Raw genomic sequence first — 16,366 nt, 5'->3', positions numbered from 1 at the left:
CGCAGGAGCCGAAATGGAGACAAACATGCCTATCGACCCTACCCTGCCCTATGACGATGCCAACATCTTCGCGAAGATCCTGCGCGGCGAGATCCCGTGCACCAAGGTCTATGAGGATGAATGGGCGCTGGCCTTTCACGACATCAACCCGCAGGCGCCGAGCCATATCCTCGTCATCCCCAAGGGCCGCTATGTGAGCTGGGACGATTTTTCGGCCAGTGCCTCAACGGAGGAGATTGCCGGTTTCGTGCGCGCGGTTGGCGAAGTGGCGCGGGCGGCGGGGCATGTCCAGCCGGGCTACCGCCTGCTCGCCAATATCGGCCTCGACGCGCATCAGGAAGTGCCGCACCTCCACGTCCACCTCTTCGCAGGCAAGCCGCTGGGGCCAATGCTGGCGCGCTGAGGCGAAAGCCTGTGGCAGCCCCCACCTTGAATCCCCGCAGCCTCTAAGACGCAAGCTTGTCCAGGATCGCTGCAACATCCCCGAAGGAGAATGGCTTGCTGAGGACGGGTGCATGCGCAAATTTTGCCAGGACGCCATCGTCGCCGTAGCCGGTCACGAACGCAAAGCGCTTGCCGCGTGACTCGATGACCATGGCCACTCCATGCGCCTTCTGACCATTGAGGTTCAGGTCCAGCAGGGCCACGTCGAAATCCGCTTTCGCGGCAGTGACCATTGCATCGCTGATATTGCTCGCCTGGGCGACGACGCTATGCCCAGCCGCCTCGACCGCATCCTCCACCAACATGGCGATCACGGCTTCGTCTTCGACGATCAAGACGCGCAGCCCGCTCATCGGTGAGGCAGGTTGCTCAGTATCAGCCGCGCCATGAAGCGAACACCGCCGGGAGCGAACTGATGGTTGATGACAGACCCTCGATCGCCCGATAGCACGCGCTTTATCATTCTCAGGCCAAAGCCATCCCGTTCCGGCGGGTGGGGAACCGGCCCCCCTTGCTCTGTCCAGTTCAGGATGAGCATCTCGCGATTGATGTCAGTTTCTGTTGTCCACCCTATGTCGATCGTGCCGGTGGCGTTCGACAGGGCACCATATTTGACTGCATTGGTGGCCAGTTCGTGCAATGTCATCGCCAATGGCCCGGCTATCCTTGGCTCGACCAGCACGTCCGGGCCGGAAAGCTTGAACCGACTTTGGTCGAAGCTTGCAATCTGCCCCTGGACCAGCTCTCTCAGATCAGCGCCGGACCATTGTTGCCGGGTGAGTAATTCGTGGACGTTGCCAAGCGAGATCAGCCGGCGTTCAAAGGTGTCATAGGCGGCCCCGTCAACCGATGCGAAGCTGCTGTGCGCGATCGATTGAACCGTCGCCAGCATGTTTTTCACGCGGTGGTTAAGCTCCTGAATGACCAGTTGCAGCCGCTCGCGCGTTCGTTCTTGCTCGGTGATGTCCGTGTTCGTCCCGAGCCAGCCGACGATCCTGCCATTCTCTCGCAATGGCTCGGCCCGGGTCATGAATGTCCTGAAGGAACCATCGGACCCGCGTCGGAGCGGAAAGGTCATCTCGAAGGTCTCGCCCGAATGGAGCGCCGCCGTCCAGCGCTCCAGCATCTCCGGAAGCACGTCAGGGTGATGAACGGCTTGCCACCCCCAGCCTTCCATTTCCTCCGGCGTCGTACCCGTATACTCGTACCACCTGTCGTTATACCAGTTTATCCACCCATCGGGGTCAGCCATCCACGCGAGGTTTGGCATCGAGTTCGCCAGCGCGCGAAACTGAACCTCTGTGATATTTGCCTGGAAACTTGCCATGAACTCTGGGTGCCACGTTTCCTCACCAAAAGCATTTACTTTCGAAGTGGTTCCCATCGGTCAAGCGATATTGTGTCAGCATGAGCTGCCGCTCGATGCAGCCAAGGCCCGAAGAAACGCGGCGGGGCGTGTTCAGCCCGGCTATCGCCTGCTCGCCCATATCGGCCCGGACGCCCTTCCGGAAGTGCCGCACCTCCACGTCCACCTCTTCGCAGACACGCCGCTGGGCCCGATGCTGGCGCGCTGAGGCGCATGTCCGCTGCGATCTCTCGCCTGAAGTCACTGACCCGGGGTCCCGCTGCTGAACGCTCCGGCTAGGTAGGATTCGGGAGGCAATAAATAAGGGATAGACTGAATTAGGAGTCTTGAGGCTACAAATGGTGGGTGCGCACATTGGCAGGCGCCGAGATCAAACCTTCCCTATCAGTACAATCGTCTCAACCTAGATCAGGACAATTCCACCGTTGGCTCCCTCGTTATAATCAAAGTAACCATCAATAAAATGAAGGCCTGCAATATTATGGAATGACAGCGTGGTCATGTCGTTATGATACATCGTTCCAACAGCTTCACCTATGTCAACCAGCTTAGTGCCTGATCGCGACTCGATGATCATGTGTCCAGTCAAAAGATCGAACTGCCTTCCAGTTGTTGTTGAAAGACTATCAGTTATACTTGCATCCCAAACCAGATTCACCTCCCCCATTGCCAAATCCATAAAGTCAACATACGCTTTGGTAATAGGCATGTCAGGAATGTTCCCGTCTGCGTCAAACTGTAGTGAGCTAACATCTATTCCCTCAAGGTCTTGAACTATCTTATCAAATCCATCGCCCGTATAATATTCCACCCGGATGAACGCAGATGCCCTTGTAGGGTCGATCCGATCGTTTCCTAGCCCGCCTATTGCTACTCCTGTCCCACCATCGAAAGTCAGTATATCCCTTCCGCCATCGCCATAGAGGATGTCATAGCCGCTCGCGCTGAAAAGAGAATCCTTGCCACCATTCGCATGCAGAATATCATCCCCGCTTCCTCCAGACAGATAATCGCTGGCGCTGCTGCCATTGAGTGCGTCATTGCCACCGCCGCCAATCAGGATGTCGCTACCGCCGCCGCCGGTGATGGTATCGTCTGCCTCTCCTCCTAGAATGAAATCTGTGCCAGTCGTTGATACGGCTTTGTTGCCCGAGTCGCTGAGGACCTGCATCAATATGCCTGCGCCGACAGCCGACGCCAATTTACCGGTTCCGGAAAGACCAATGCTGATGCGATCGATATCCTGTTCTATCGTGTGACCGACACCAACATTTATGGAATACCATTGATCTATCGAGGTCAAAATCGAGGAGCCGTTGCCGTCGCCGTTTAGTAGGCTTGTCACGACGTCGTCACGTGTCACGACTTCGTGCGCGGTCCCATCAATCGACCATGTCGTGCTTGTAAAATCCAGTTCCAGCGTATGAGCGAATCTCCCTGTCGCCGCAATAGCGTGCAGCACGCCATCTATGGCTAAGGGGTTGGAGGATTGAGTAACGCCGTTGGTGGCCAGGAAGCCTGCGTATTCTGCTATGAAACGGCCAATTCCAGTTCGGCCTGCAATTAGCGACTGAGGTGCCAAAGTGTTCAAGGGGTCTATTGTTTTGCCGAGGTCGCTTGCATCGTCGAAGAGGGCACGTATGCCAGTATCTCCGAACGGCATCGTCCCCTGATCAATGGCGGAATAGGCAATGATTGTAGCAAGCTGATCCCCGGCTTCAGCCGCGCCAGTTACATCTTTTTGCCTATTAAGGCCGGATGCAACTTCTTCATCCATAATGGCCGGAAGAACATCTGCGGCAGCGTATTGCCAGTCTGTAGTGTTATGGGCGCCGCTTTCTGATGGCCATTGCTTATCCGCATATTCCAGCGTCGTGAGCAATGCCATGCTATGCAATTGAACGGTGTCCGTGAACAAATCGAAGGCACCGAAGGTACTCAGTTCAGACTGGGCGGGTAACAAGGCCTCAAGCGCAACTGTCCCTCCACCTAATGCTAAGCCAGCTGCTTGAACAAGCAGTGCTAGGCCTGGCTGTTGCAAGGCAGAGAGGACCGTTCCCGCGATGTCACCAATCAACACTTGGGCTAAACCATCCCTAACGTACGTTAGCACCTCTCCCTCCGTGTGGATGCCGTAAAAGTTGGAAAAGCGCGGGGCATGATCAACAACTGCTGAGGCAAATGCGATGACAAAGTCACTCACCGTTAGCGAGGCATTCACAAAATCAACCAACGACGGGTTGCCATTCATGATATTGACTACAGAATTCAGATCCAGCGATAAGGAATCGACTGCATCTACAAACGCCTCAGTTATTGCCTGTGCCCATGCCGCCACGCCGAATGGCATGTGATCATAACCGTATGCAATTAGGTTGCTTCCTGTGTAAGCGTTCGATGCAACGAAACCAGCTAGTCCTCCACCAAGGGAGTGACCCAGTACTATTCCCTGAGTTCCATCAACGATGATATTGCCATTCTCATCCGCGGCATTGAAAACGCTATGATAGAATGAGAGAGCCAGTCCTCCCTGGCTTGCGCCAGCATACCCTGCACCTAATGCCCACCCGTTCCATGCATCCTTGATAAGAGGGCTTTGCAAAAATTCATCGTACGACGCAGTGGAAAGTGTTGTGTCTGTGCCGCGATAGCTGATCACAGTATTTCGAAGGTTGGTGCTGTCTGTCCAATCATAAGCAATAGCATAGAAACCAGCGGCAATATCCAAACGCTGGCCGTTATTTGTCAAAACGCTAGCCCGGCTTATTCATCGGGCTTGGTCAGAAGGGTTGGCGGGAGTGGTGTAAGCGATTGCTTTGATGTAGGAAAATGGGTGTCTAGACCAGTCCTGCAGCGAGGCAATTTATGCCACGGGCCACACCCGCCGGGAGCGATGATAGCGCGCCGGGATTTTCGTTTCCAGCGATCGGGCGCAAGAAGATCACAGCCGCGTTCGACGGAGGTCGGCTCACCTCGGATGGCGGTGTTCTGCTGCTGGCACAGGCCGAGCGCGCGATGGGGCTTTGCCGGCGGCTTGCGGCTTGCATTGCCGATCCGCGGGACCCTGTGCGGGTGATCCATCGCCTTGATGACATCCTGCGTGCCCGGGTGTTCGCGATCGCCTGCGGCTATGAAGACGCCGATGATCTCGACGCTCTGCGCGACGATCCGGGCTTCCGCCTGGCGCTGGGCAAGCTGCCGGGATCGGGCGCGGGGCTGGCCAGCCAACCGACGATGAGCCGGTGGGAAAATGCGCCGACCACACGCGAGCTGGCCAGGATGATGGCCGCGATGATCGACATCTACTGCACCAGCTACCCCGCCGCGCCGGCGGCGGTGACGCTGGATATCGATGACACCTGTGACGTTGTTCATGGCTATCAGCAGCTCTCCTTCTGGAACGGGCATCATGGCGAGCGCTGCTTCCTGCCGATCCATGTCTACGACACTGCCACCGGCCGACCGGTGGCGATGCTGCTGCGCACCGGCAAGACACCGTCGGGCGCCGAAGCTGCCGGCCACATCCGGCGCCTGGTGCGCCATCTGCGCCGGCACTGGCCCGAAACGCACATCACCATCCGCGGCGACGGGCACTATGGCCGGCCCGAGGTCATGGCCTTCTGCGAGGCGGCCGGCGTCGACTACGTGTTCGGCCTGCCGACCAACGCCGCGCTGCGTGCTGATCCCGAAATCGTCGCTGCCGCCGATGCCTGCGCGGTTAAGCGGGCTCAGCGCCAATATCCGGTCCTGCGCAACTATGCCGAGACCCGCTACGGCGCGAAGAGCTGGAAGTGCCAGCGCCGCGTCGTCGCCCGGATCGAGGCCAGCACGCTGGGCATGGACATCCGCTATGTCGTCACCTCGCTGGCCGAAGGTTCGGCTGAGCATATCTACGACACCCTCTACTGCGCGCGCGGCAACGCCGAGAACCTGATCAAGCGCCACAAGACCCAGCTTGCCAGCGATCGTACCTCGTGCCGCTCAGCCAATGCTAACCAGATGCGCCTCATCCTGCACACCGCCGCCTACTGGCTCGTGTGGCGCATCCAGCAGGAAATCCCGAAGGCTGCCGCGCTCGCCACCGCCGAGTTCGCAACGCTGCGCCTGCGGTTGCTCAAGGTCGCCGCCCGCATCATCGAAACCGCTACGCGCATCCGCGTCGCCTTCGCGTCAGCCTGTCCCGATGCCAGCCTGTTCAGAACCATTGCCACCGGCCTCCGGCCGGCACCCACATAACCAGCGCGGCAGTGCCGCCCAAAGCCCGAGCCCTCGTCCTTCAACCTCGAAAAGCCCATCGATCCTGACGCGGTGAAAAAACCGCCGGAGGAGCTTGCTCTGATCACCCGGCGACCGACAAACCATGCTCGCACGAACCCGGAGCGGAGGCCTCATGAATAGTGCGGGCTAAATCGGTTTATGAGAACTGTTACGATACGCGCCCTGCGTGGGACTTGGCACGAGGAAATGACGTTATCAAGGCATAAAGAGTAATCGCGAAGTAAATCTAATCGGTAATGGTGCGTTGTTGCTATGGATAAGCAGTTACATTAATAGCTTTTCTACACTTGCTTCTTGAAAGTCAGCAACCTACAGCTCAAATCAGCGATCAAACCACACACTTCAGCCAAGCTGCTCAAAGCACCCCTCAATCCTCAACCCAGCCGCCCCCCCTCGGCTCACAACCAGATATCGCCCAGCATATAAGCCCCAACCCAGAACAGCAGGCTGAGCGGCAGGCCCACCATCAGCCCCTCGATGCAGCCAAGGCCGGAAGAGATGCGGCGGGGCATCCTCAGTCCGACTTTGCTGTGCGCCACCTCGGCAAGCCAAAATTCTCTGCTCATGCGCCTTCTCCGCCATACTGGGCTGTTCGAAGCACCACTCTTATCTCAACTAAATAAATAGACAATAGGATATGTTCGCCGGGGCGCCAGATTTGGTCAGAGCGTTTTGCTTGCACGATGCGCAGAAGCGGCTAGTCTCGCCGCTTCATGTGCGTGGTGGGTGCGCTGGACATAAAGGACACATCTCTATGATCTTTGGCCGTATCAAGCCGCTGGACTCGATTCTGGCGACGGCAGAGAAGAAGTCTCTCAACCGGTCTTTGGGTGCATTCCAGCTCACCATGCTGGGCATCGGCGCGGTGATCGGCACCGGCATTTTCGTGCTGACTGCCGAGGCCGCCCAAAAGGCAGGTCCCGGCATGATGCTCAGCTTCGTGATCGCGGGTTTTGTCTGCGCGGTGGCGGCGCTGTGTTATGCCGAGATGTCCGCGATGGTGCCGGTTTCCGGTTCTGCCTATACTTACAGCTATGCCGTCATGGGCGAACTGATCGCCTGGATGGTGGGCTGGGCGCTGATCCTCGAATATGCGGTGGCGGCAGGCGCGGTTTCTGTCGGCTGGTCAGGCTATGTCGTCGGCCTGATCGAGAACGCCTTTTCGATAGATATTCCAGACATGCTGGTGCGCGGCCCTTATGACGGCGGGGTCGTCAACCTCCCCGCCTTCGGCATCGCCCTGCTCGTCACCTGGCTGCTGGTTATCGGCACGCGCGAGAGCGCTATCGTCAATGCGGTACTGGTGTGTGTGAAGGTTGCGGCGCTTTCGCTGTTCATCGTCCTCGCCGTGCCTGTGATGAACATGGACAATTTCACCCCATTCATGCCGCTCGGCTTCGCAGGCGTTTCGGCGGCGGCGGCGTCGATCTTCTTCGCCTATGTCGGCTTCGACGCGGTCTCCACGGCGGCGGAGGAAACGAAAAACCCTCAGCGCAACATGCCGATCGGGCTGATCGGCTCGCTCGGCATCTGCACGGTATTTTATATTCTCGTGGCGGCAGGCGTGATCGGCAGCGTGGGCGCGCAACCGGTATCAGGCGCGGGCGGCGCGGCTCTGGCACCCGGCAGCATGGAGCTGAGCCAGCAGTGCGCGGCCATCGGCGATGCAGCCGTCGTCTGCTCGAAGGAGGCGCTGGCCTGGACCCTGCGCTCGATTGGCTGGCCGCAGATCGGCAACCTCATCGGCCTCGCGGCGGGTCTGGCCCTTCCCTCGGTCATCCTGATGATGATGTTCGGCCAGACGCGTATTTTCTTCGTGATGAGCCGCGATGGCCTCTTGCCGCAGATGTTTTCAAAGATTCACCCGAAATTTCATACGCCGCATGTGGTGACGATCCTTACCGGCATTTTCGTGGCGCTGTTCGCGGCGTTTTTCCCGGTGGGCAAGCTGGCGGACATTTCCAACAGCGGCACTCTGTTCGCCTTTGCCGCCGTCTCGATCGCCGTGCTGGTATTGAGGCGGACAGACCCGGCGCGCAGGCGCCCCTTTCGCACACCGGGGATCGCGTTTACCGCGCCGGTCGCGATAGTCGGCTGCGTCTATCTGTTCTGGTCGCTAGGCTACGAGACCAAGATGATGTTCGTCGGCTGGGCCGTCATCGGCTTGCTCGTCTACTTCCTCTACAGCCGCAACCACAGCTTCGTGGGCCGCGGAATCGTCGACGTGCACGAGGATGACGCCGATGTCCCACCCCAGCCGGTGCCGCCATTGCCAGGAGCGCATACTCCAGGCGGAAATGACGCATAAGTCATTGTAAAAAGGCTATTTTGATCGGAAACGGCGTCTGATCGTTGCCGATCCGAAACATGCTTTCCACGTGGAAAAAGCCCTCTACTGACCAACCCTCAAATGGGCGTGGCGGGGCCGCGTGAACAGCTTGCCCCGCTCCGCCCACAGGATCAGCAGCAGCGTGCCGGATCCGAAACCAAGGAAACCCAGGGCTATGGGCAATGTGGTGCCGTCAAACGCGGCTCCCACCACCCCACCCAATATGACCGAGATAAACGTCGTCAACGACGCCTGAAACGACGACGCAAACCCCGCCCCCCGCGCAAAAGGCTCCATGGCGATGGCGCTGAAATTTACGCCCGCAAAGGAAAAGCACAATGTGGTCATCCCCTGGATCAGGATGAAAATCCACACATTCTCCAGCTCCGCTTTCGCGATGAAATAATGCACCGCCGAAAGCAGGATCACCGCGATCACCGCGCTCTGGCTCATGCGCCGGGCGCCGAAACGTTGCACCATCTTTCCGTTAAGCAGATTGCCCGCCGCCATCCATGCGGAGATCAGCGCAAATCCCAGGGGAAGCAGCCCAGGCGCGTGAAATACGTCGAAGAATATCTGCTGCACAGAAACGAGAAAACCCAAGAGCCCTCCCATCATCACGCCACTCGCCAGCATATAGCCCAGCGAGCTTCGGTTACTGATCACCCGGACGAAAGTATGAGCAAGCTCTCGCGGATGGACAGGGATCCGGTGTGCGGGATCGAGCGTCTCCGGCAGTCTCAGCGCAAGCCACACCAGCATCCCGCCGATCAGGATCGCCAATAAGCCGAAGATAAATCGCCACGGCGCGATAAACAGGAGCAACGCGCCCAACGAAGGTGCAGCCATCGGCACAATCATGAAGGTAAACATGATGAGCGACATGATGCGGGCCATCATGTCACCCCGATAACAGTCCCGCACCACGCTCAAGACGATGACTCGGCAGGCTGCCGCGCAGAATCCGGCCATGAACCGACCGACCAGCAACAGTGCCATCGAAGGCGCGAAAGTGCACAAAAGCGTCGAAATCAACATGAGCACCAGCGCACCGATGAGCACTGGCCTGCGCCCGAAATGGTCCGCCAAGGGCCCGTAAAAAAGTGAACCGAACGCCATTCCCATGAAGAACAGCGTGATGACCGACTGCCGGTTGTTTGCGTTGGAGACGTGGAGATCCCGGCCGATGTCGGACAGAGCCGGCAACATCGTGTCGATCGACAATGCCGTCATCGCCATCAGCGCCGACATCATCAACACGAACTCGCGCAGGCCAAGAGCGCCGGGGAGATGAAGATGCAGACTGTGGGGAGGGTGTGGATCGGGAGAAATCATGATGCCGTGCCTTATGAACGAGCATGCCTGGAAAGCCAGAGTGGAACTCGCCCCCGTACAGAATATTCGCTTCAACTCGTCGCATCGGCAAAAAGGACTCGATTTTTTCCAGAGATATTGATAATCGTTCGCAAAACAGGAAACACCCTTGCGACTTGACACCCTTCCTCTGAGACGCGCCGCCTATGTAGATCGAGTGGATTGGGACGTTCTCTCCCTCGGCGAAGCCCAACGGCTGCGGGAATTTGGCGTGGACGAAGGCTCCACCATCGAGACATTGCATCGAGGCGGCATGCTGGGGCGTGGTGCGTTGGCGTGCCAGGTCGGTCGCATGACTATCGCAATGCGGCGCGAGCATGCGGCCGCCATCCATGTGCGTACAGGCCCGGACGCGGCGAAATCAAACGAGGCATCTGCCACGTCATGACGCCCGCGCCGCTTGTCGCACTGATCGGCAATCCCAATGCCGGCAAGAGCGCGCTGTTCAACGCGTTGACAGGTGCTCGGCAAAAGTTGGGCAACTATCCCGGCGTAACCGTGGAACGCAAGTCCGGGCGTATGAGCCTGGCCGATGGCCGCCCGATTGAACTAGTAGACCTGCCGGGCACCTACAGCCTCACCCCCGCCAGTCCGGACGAGCAGGTGACGCGCGATGTCCTGATGGGTAAACAAGCGGGAGAACGATTACCCGACGCTCTCATCATCGTAACCGACGCAAGTAATCTGGAAAACAACCTTCGTTTCGCGCTGGAGGTGCTGGAGCTTGGACTGCCAACCGTGCTCGCCCTCAATATGGTCGATCTCGCGGCCCGCGACGGCATTGAGCTCAGCCCTGACGCTCTCTCCGAGGCAATAGGCGTACCCGTTGTCCCCACGGTTGCGGTGCGCAAGCGTGGCTTAGACCATCTGATCGGTTCGTTGACCTTGTTGGTTGGCCCCGGAGCCGTGCAACTCAGGCCCCAGCCGGCGCGCATGAGTTTCGAAGAACGGCGCAGCTACGCGAAAAAGCTGGCCGCTGCCACAATCGTGAGTGAAACACCTTCGCGGCGACTTACCCACGCGGTCGACAGTGTGGCCCTGCATCCCGTGTTGGGGCCGCTGTTGCTTTTTGCGCTGCTCTTCGTGATGTTTCAGGGTGTTTACGCCTGGTCCGAGGCGCCAATCGCGATGATCGAGGGCTGGTTTGGAACGCTGGGCGATCTGGCTACAGAAGCGACCGGTCCGGGTTATCTCAGGTCTTTTCTGGTAGACGGCGCGATCAACGGTGTCGGATCGGTGATCGTCTTTCTGCCTCAGATCCTCATCCTGTTTTTTTTCATCCTCATGCTCGAAGCTACCGGCTATATGACCCGTGCGGCCTTCATCATGGATGGGCTGATGGCGCGTGTTGGCCTATCCGGCCGGGCATTCATTCCATTGCTCTCCTCCTTCGCCTGCGCCGTGCCGGGTATCATGGCCACCCGCTCGATCTCGGATCCAAAGGACCGGCTGACCACGATCCTCATCGCGCCCATGATGACCTGCTCGGCGCGGCTGCCGGTTTATGCGCTCATCATCGGCGCGTTTATCCCGTCGCGCACCATCGGCTATGGCATAGGATTGCAGGGGTTGGTGCTGTTTGCGCTGTATGTCGGGGGAATTGTGGGCGCGATGGTCGCGGCCTTGCTCCTGCGCCGCACGGTGGCGAAGGGCAAGAGCAGCGGGTTCCTGATGGAGATGCCGAAATATCAGTGGCCGCGGTTGAGCGACATCGCGCTTGGTCTGTGGCAACGGGCGATTATCTTCCTGAAGCGCGCGGGCACGATCATCTTCGCCTCCACCATCATATTGTGGGCATTGCTGAGCTTCCCTAAGCCGCCCGCAGGATCAAGTATCTCGCCGGTCTCCTATAGCGCTGCCGGGCGTATAGCCGAGGGACTAAATGTCGTTTTGGCGCCGATCGGCTTCAATCGTGACATCTCCCTCGCCCTCATCCCTGCTATGGCAGCGCGTGAGGTGGCCGTTTCGGCTCTCGCCACCACGTACAGCATCGACGCGGGAGATGACGAGGCGCGGCTGGAGCAGTCCCTCGGCGATCGTCTCAAAAGCAAGTGGTCGTTGCCTACCGCCCTCGCCTTCCTGGCCTGGTTCGTGTTTGCCCCGCAATGCATCTCAACCATCGCGGTCACACGCCGCGAAACAAACGGCTGGAAGTGGCCCGCCTTCATGGTGGGGTATCTTTTCGTGCTCGCCTACGTGTCAGCTGGCCTCACCTACTGGACGGCGGTCGGCTTGGGGCTATAAGGACTGCCATCCCATTTCCAAGAGAGAGTCATTCCATGGCAGGCAGCGTCAACAAGGTCATTCTGGTCGGCAATTTGGGCGCGGACCCCGAGGTAAAGAGCTTTCAGAATGGCGGCAAAGTCTGCAACATCCGCATCGCCACCTCTGAAAGCTGGAAAGACCGCAACAGCGGCGAGAAGAAAGAGCGCACCGAGTGGCATACGGTGGCGATCTTCTCCGAAGGGCTGGCGGGAGTCGCGGAGCGTTTTCTGCGCAAGGGCAGCAAGGTGTATATCGAAGGGCAGCTGCGCACCCGCAAATGGCAGGACCAGTCCGGCAATGACCGCTACACGACCGAGGTGGTCTTGCAGGGACCGGGAGCAGTCCTGACGATGCTCGATGGCGCGCCCGGCGGTGGCGGCGGACGCTCCGGCGGAGGCGGTAATGACTGGTCTGGAGGCTCCTCCGGCTATGGCGGAGGTGATTATGACGACTATGGCAGCGGGCGCTCCGGCGGCAGCTCGGTGCGTGACCGCTCGCCTGAACCGAATTTCAGCAATGATCTGGACGACGAAGTACCGTTCTGAAGCCCGCGCTGTAGGTGTTAACTATCGGCGGGCACGTCACTTTAACCGGGCGACGGTATTTTGGTTGGCATGATCGGTTTATCTCGTCTGTTCAGGAGTCGCTGGGCCGCGCTGTTATGGGCGGCCGGCGTGCTCTATTCCGCATACAGCTTCGCTGGCGATGCGCCGGGGGCAAATCTCGCGGATAACCTTTCGGCCGCCAACAACATCGCCAATCCCGCCCTGTAATCGGGAAAGGCCGGACGCCACCGTAGCAGGCGCTTGGCCTTGCCGTTAGCAACGCGGCGATTCTCGGCATAAAAGGCGCGCGCTTGCGGACTGAGCTTTGCCTCCTCCAGGGGAAGCAGCGGCGGCACGGCCAAGCCGAGCAGATCACAGGCATATTCTATCACCGCGTTCTGCGAGGCAGGCGTGTCGTCCGCGACGTTGTAAACACCGGGGGGCGCATCGAAGCTGGCAAGGACGGCGGTGATGATGTCATCCACGTGAATGCGGCTGAAGATCTGATCCGGCAGGTCGATGCGATTGGCTTTTTCCTCCCGTACCCGGTCCAGCGCGCTGCGTCCCGCGCCGTAAATTCCTGGCAGCCGGAAAACGCGTATATCTGCGCGCAAGGCCTGCCAGGCCCGGTCTGCCGAAGCGCGCGCGGAGCGGCGGCCGGTGCCGATGGGCGCGCTTTCATCGACCCAGGCACCGCCGGTGTCGCCATATACGCCGGTGGAAGAGAGGTAGCCGACCCAGCGCTTGTCGAGGGCTATTTCCACGTGGAAATGCTCTAGCACCGGATCCTGGCCTGTTGGATAGGGCGGGACGGAGGAGAGGATGTGGGTGGCGCGGGCTAATGCAGCGCGGATGCCCGCGACATCGTCGAATGCCAATACCCCCTCGCTTGCCTCTCGCCGCACGCCGGTTACGCGCCAGCCGCGCGCCAAAAGTGCGTCGCGAAGGCGCGTTCCGGTGTATCCCATGCCAAAAATGAGCATTTCCTGCGTCATGTTGCCATAGAATAGCAGTTCAGATCCGATGCAAGGCGATTGTGCAGCGCCGCACCCGCGCCTAGATAGAGGCCATGCTCGATATCCAGACCGCCTCCGCCCCTGCCGAAGCCCCCGCCACCCCGACCGTGATCCGCCGCGAAGACTATCGCGCGCCGGACTGGCTGGTGCCGGACATCGCGCTCGACTTCGCGCTCGATGCCGAGCGCACGATAGTCACCGCCCGCCTTTCCGTTACCCGCAATGGCGCGCATGACAGGCCGCTGGTGCTCGATGGCGAGGCGCTGGAACTGATGTCGGTCAGCGTTGACGGCACCCCACTGCCCAGGGAAATCTGGCCGCAGGGCGATGCGCCGCTCACCGTGCCTCTGATCGGCGAGGCGCATGTTGTAGAAACAATCGTCGCCATCTCTCCCGCCAGGAACAGCCAACTGATGGGGCTGTACGCCAGCGGCGGCCTGCTCTGTACCCAATGCGAAGCGGAAGGCTTTCGCCGCATCACCTTTTTCCCGGACCGGCCCGACGTCCTCTCTCGCTATGCCGTGCGCATGGAGGCGGACAAGGCGCTGTACCCCGTGCTGCTCAGCAATGGCGACCCGGTGGAAAGCGGGACAAGCGAGAATGGCCGCCACTGGGCGCGCTGGAACGACCCCTTCCCCAAGCCATGTTACCTGTTTGCGCTGGTGGCGGGCGACCTTGCCTGCAACGCCGACAACTTTACCACGATGAGCGGCCGCGAAGTGAAACTCGGCATCTGGGTGCGCGAGGCCGACCTGCCGCGCACAAGCCACGCGATGAAGGCGCTGAAAGACAGCATGGCGTGGGACGAGCGCGTCTATGGCCGGGAATATGACCTCGACGTGTTCAATATCGTCGCGGTGGCCGATTTCAATTTCGGTGCGATGGAGAACAAGGGGCTGAACATCTTCAACAGCCGCTACATCCTGGTCGACCCCGAAACCGCGACCGACCTCGATTTCGACGCGGTGGAAGGCGTGGTCGCCCATGAATATTTCCACAACTGGTCGGGCAACCGCGTTACGTGCCGGGACTGGTTTCAATTGAGCCTCAAGGAAGGCTTCACCGTCTATCGCGACCAGTGCTTTTCCGCCGATATGGGTAGCGAAGCGGTGAAGCGGATCGAGGATGTGCGCACGCTGCGCGCTGCGCAGTTCCCGGAGGATGCGGGGCCGCTCGCCCACCCTATCCGCCCTGAATCATACATGGAAATCAGTAACTTCTACACGGCCACCATCTACAACAAGGGAGCGGAGATAATCCGCATGATGGCGACCCTGCTGGGCGATGAGCGGTTCCGGCGGGGCACTGACCTTTATTTCGAACGGCACGATGGCGAGGCGGCGACCTGCGAGGATTTCGTGAAGGCGATGGAGAAAGGCGGGGCTATCGACCTATCCCAGTTTCGCCTGTGGTACGCCCAGGCCGGCACACCACGCGTCGCCGCCGTGCTGAGCCATGATGCGCAAAGCCAATCCGCCACGCTGACGCTGAGCCAATCCGTGCCCGACACGCCGGGGCAGGTGAACAAGGCGCCGATGGTGCTGCCGCTGCGCACCGCTTTGTTCGACCGGCAATCGGGCAGGCGGATTGAGGAACGGCTGCTGGTGCTCAATGAGGCCGAGCAGAGCTTTGTGTTCGAGGGCGTACGCGCAGCGCCGGTGCTGTCCATCAACCGTGGCTTTTCCGCGCCGGTGATCGTCGACATGCATCGCAGCCCGGACGAGCTGGCGTTTCTCGCGGCGAGCGATGACGACCCCTTCGCGCGCTATGAGGCGATGCAGCTGCTGATGCTCGGCGCGCTGACCGAAGGCATGGCGAACGGCGAACCCGAGAGCGGCGCGGTGATCGATGCGATCCGCACAGCTCTCACCAATAGGGCGCTCGACGATGCCTTCATTGCCGAGGCGGTGCGCCTGCCGGGCGAGGCCTATGTGGGAGACCAGATGGCGCTGGTCGACCCCGACGCAATCCACGCGGCGCGCGAGGCGTTGTTGAGCGAGGTCGGGCAAGCCCTGTTGCCGCTGTGGCGCGAGGTGCATGACCGCACGGCGCGCGATGCGTTTTCGCTTTCGGGCGCTGACAAGGGCGCGCGCAAGCTGCGGAACGTCGCACTGGGCTATATCGTCGCGTCCGGCGCGGAGGATGGCCCGGCCTTGGCCTATGCGCAATACAGCCAAGCGCACAACATGACCGAGCGGCAAGGCGCGCTCGCCGTGCTTGCCAGCATCGAGTGCGCGGAACGCCAGACGGCGCTCGACGATTTCTATGCCCGCTATGGCAAGGACGCACTGGTGCTGGACAAATGGTTCCAGACTCAGGCGCTGGCCTTCCATCCCGACACGGTGAATATTGTGGCGCAGCTGGGCCAGCACCCGGACTTTACCCTCTCCAACCCCAACCGCGTGCGCGCAGTCTATGGCGCATTCGGTGCAAACCAGTGGGCGTTTCATTCGGGCGAGGGTGCGGGCTATCGCCTGATGGCAGACCTGATCCTCGCCCTCGATCCCATCAACCCGCAGACGGCGGCGCGGATGGTGCCCCCCTTGGGCCGGCACCGCCGCTTTGCCGAGCCGCGCGCGGGACGGATGCGCGAGGCGCTTGAGCGGATCCTCGCGCAGCCAGGCCTTTCGAAAGACGTGACCGAGCAGGTGAGCAAGAGCCTAGCCCGGCTTATTCATCGGGCTTGGTCAGAAGGGTTGGCGGGAGTGGTGTAAGCGATTGCTTTGATGTAGGAAAATGGGTGTCTAGA

Annotated in this window: 13 protein-coding genes and 1 pseudogene; 8 read left to right on the top strand and 6 right to left on the bottom strand. The window is 60.0% G+C overall.

Annotation, left to right across the window (positions count from 1 at the left end):
• Positions 1–25 precede the first annotated feature (25 nt).
• Complete coding sequence (locus OOT33_RS01875; protein ID WP_307748282.1) at positions 26–403, top strand: HIT domain-containing protein; 378 nt, start codon at positions 26–28, stop codon at positions 401–403.
• A gap of 43 nt (positions 404–446) precedes the next feature.
• Here OOT33_RS01875 and OOT33_RS01870 read toward each other — a convergent pair whose 3' ends face one another.
• Both OOT33_RS01870 and OOT33_RS01865 read right to left on the bottom strand, forming a co-directional pair.
• Entirely contained in the window at positions 447–779 is a 333-nt protein-coding gene (locus OOT33_RS01870) for a response regulator (protein ID WP_307748281.1), read from the bottom strand.
• Between the two features lie 14 nt (positions 780–793).
• Positions 794–1,771 carry an HWE histidine kinase domain-containing protein gene (locus OOT33_RS01865; protein ID WP_307748280.1) on the bottom strand — a complete coding sequence of 326 codons (978 nt, stop codon included), beginning with the start codon at positions 1,769–1,771 and terminating at the stop codon, positions 794–796.
• A 121-nt stretch (positions 1,772–1,892) separates the two neighbouring features.
• On the opposite strand from OOT33_RS01865, the pseudogene OOT33_RS17840 reads away from it, so the two are divergent.
• Positions 1,893–2,018 (top strand): annotated as a pseudogene (locus tag OOT33_RS17840) (HIT domain-containing protein); the annotation flags it as partial.
• 195 nt (positions 2,019–2,213) lie between these two features.
• On the opposite strand, the gene OOT33_RS01855 reads toward OOT33_RS17840, so the two are convergent.
• Entirely contained in the window at positions 2,214–4,559 is a 2,346-nt protein-coding gene (locus OOT33_RS01855) for a hypothetical protein (RefSeq protein ID WP_307748277.1), read from the bottom strand.
• Positions 4,560–4,675: 116 nt separating this feature from the next.
• On the opposite strand from OOT33_RS01855, the gene OOT33_RS01850 reads away from it, so the two are divergent.
• Positions 4,676–6,046 carry an IS1380 family transposase gene (locus OOT33_RS01850; RefSeq protein WP_307748129.1) on the top strand — a complete coding sequence of 457 codons (1,371 nt, stop codon included), beginning with the start codon at positions 4,676–4,678 and terminating at the stop codon, positions 6,044–6,046.
• A gap of 440 nt (positions 6,047–6,486) precedes the next feature.
• Here OOT33_RS01850 and OOT33_RS01845 read toward each other — a convergent pair whose 3' ends face one another.
• Positions 6,487–6,654 (bottom strand): hypothetical protein, encoded by a 168-nt coding sequence (locus OOT33_RS01845; RefSeq protein WP_307748276.1) that lies wholly within the window; start codon positions 6,652–6,654, stop codon positions 6,487–6,489.
• Positions 6,655–6,842: 188 nt separating this feature from the next.
• Between OOT33_RS01845 and OOT33_RS01840 the strand changes: the two genes are divergently transcribed.
• A complete protein-coding gene (locus tag OOT33_RS01840; RefSeq protein ID WP_307748275.1) occupies positions 6,843–8,396 on the top strand; it encodes an amino acid permease in 1,554 nt (517 codons plus the stop codon).
• 84 nt (positions 8,397–8,480) lie between these two features.
• Here OOT33_RS01840 and OOT33_RS01835 read toward each other — a convergent pair whose 3' ends face one another.
• Positions 8,481–9,752, bottom strand: coding sequence for a Bcr/CflA family efflux MFS transporter (locus OOT33_RS01835; protein WP_307748274.1), 1,272 nt, complete (start codon positions 9,750–9,752; stop codon positions 8,481–8,483).
• A 148-nt stretch (positions 9,753–9,900) separates the two neighbouring features.
• On the opposite strand from OOT33_RS01835, the gene OOT33_RS01830 reads away from it, so the two are divergent.
• From OOT33_RS01830 to ssb, 3 genes are read left to right on the top strand one after another with little or no spacing between them, the layout of a single operon-like run.
• Complete coding sequence (locus OOT33_RS01830) at positions 9,901–10,179, top strand: FeoA domain-containing protein (protein WP_307748273.1); 279 nt, start codon at positions 9,901–9,903, stop codon at positions 10,177–10,179.
• Entirely contained in the window at positions 10,176–12,035 is a 1,860-nt protein-coding gene (locus tag OOT33_RS01825) for a FeoB small GTPase domain-containing protein (RefSeq protein ID WP_307748272.1), read from the top strand. Before OOT33_RS01830 ends, OOT33_RS01825 begins: the two co-directional genes overlap by 4 nt.
• Before the next feature lie 35 nt (positions 12,036–12,070).
• On the top strand, positions 12,071–12,601 hold the full coding sequence (gene ssb / locus OOT33_RS01820) for a single-stranded DNA-binding protein (protein ID WP_307748271.1): 531 nt from the start codon (positions 12,071–12,073) through the stop codon (positions 12,599–12,601).
• Between the two features lie 134 nt (positions 12,602–12,735).
• Here ssb and OOT33_RS01815 read toward each other — a convergent pair whose 3' ends face one another.
• Positions 12,736–13,596, bottom strand: a complete 861-nt coding sequence (locus tag OOT33_RS01815; RefSeq protein WP_307748270.1) for an SDR family NAD(P)-dependent oxidoreductase — start codon at positions 13,594–13,596, stop codon at positions 12,736–12,738.
• A gap of 74 nt (positions 13,597–13,670) precedes the next feature.
• Between OOT33_RS01815 and pepN the strand changes: the two genes are divergently transcribed.
• Positions 13,671–16,331: an aminopeptidase N gene (pepN, locus tag OOT33_RS01810; RefSeq protein ID WP_307748269.1), complete on the top strand. Its 2,661-nt coding sequence runs from the start codon at positions 13,671–13,673 to the stop codon at positions 16,329–16,331.
• Positions 16,332–16,366: the final 35 nt, after the last annotated feature.

It is taken from the genome of Sphingobium sp. DEHP117 (assembly GCF_030867385.1).
GTDB lineage: Bacteria > Pseudomonadota > Alphaproteobacteria > Sphingomonadales > Sphingomonadaceae > Sphingobium.
Note: the sequence above shows the minus strand (reverse complement) of the source record. Positions and strands in the feature narration are given on the sequence as shown.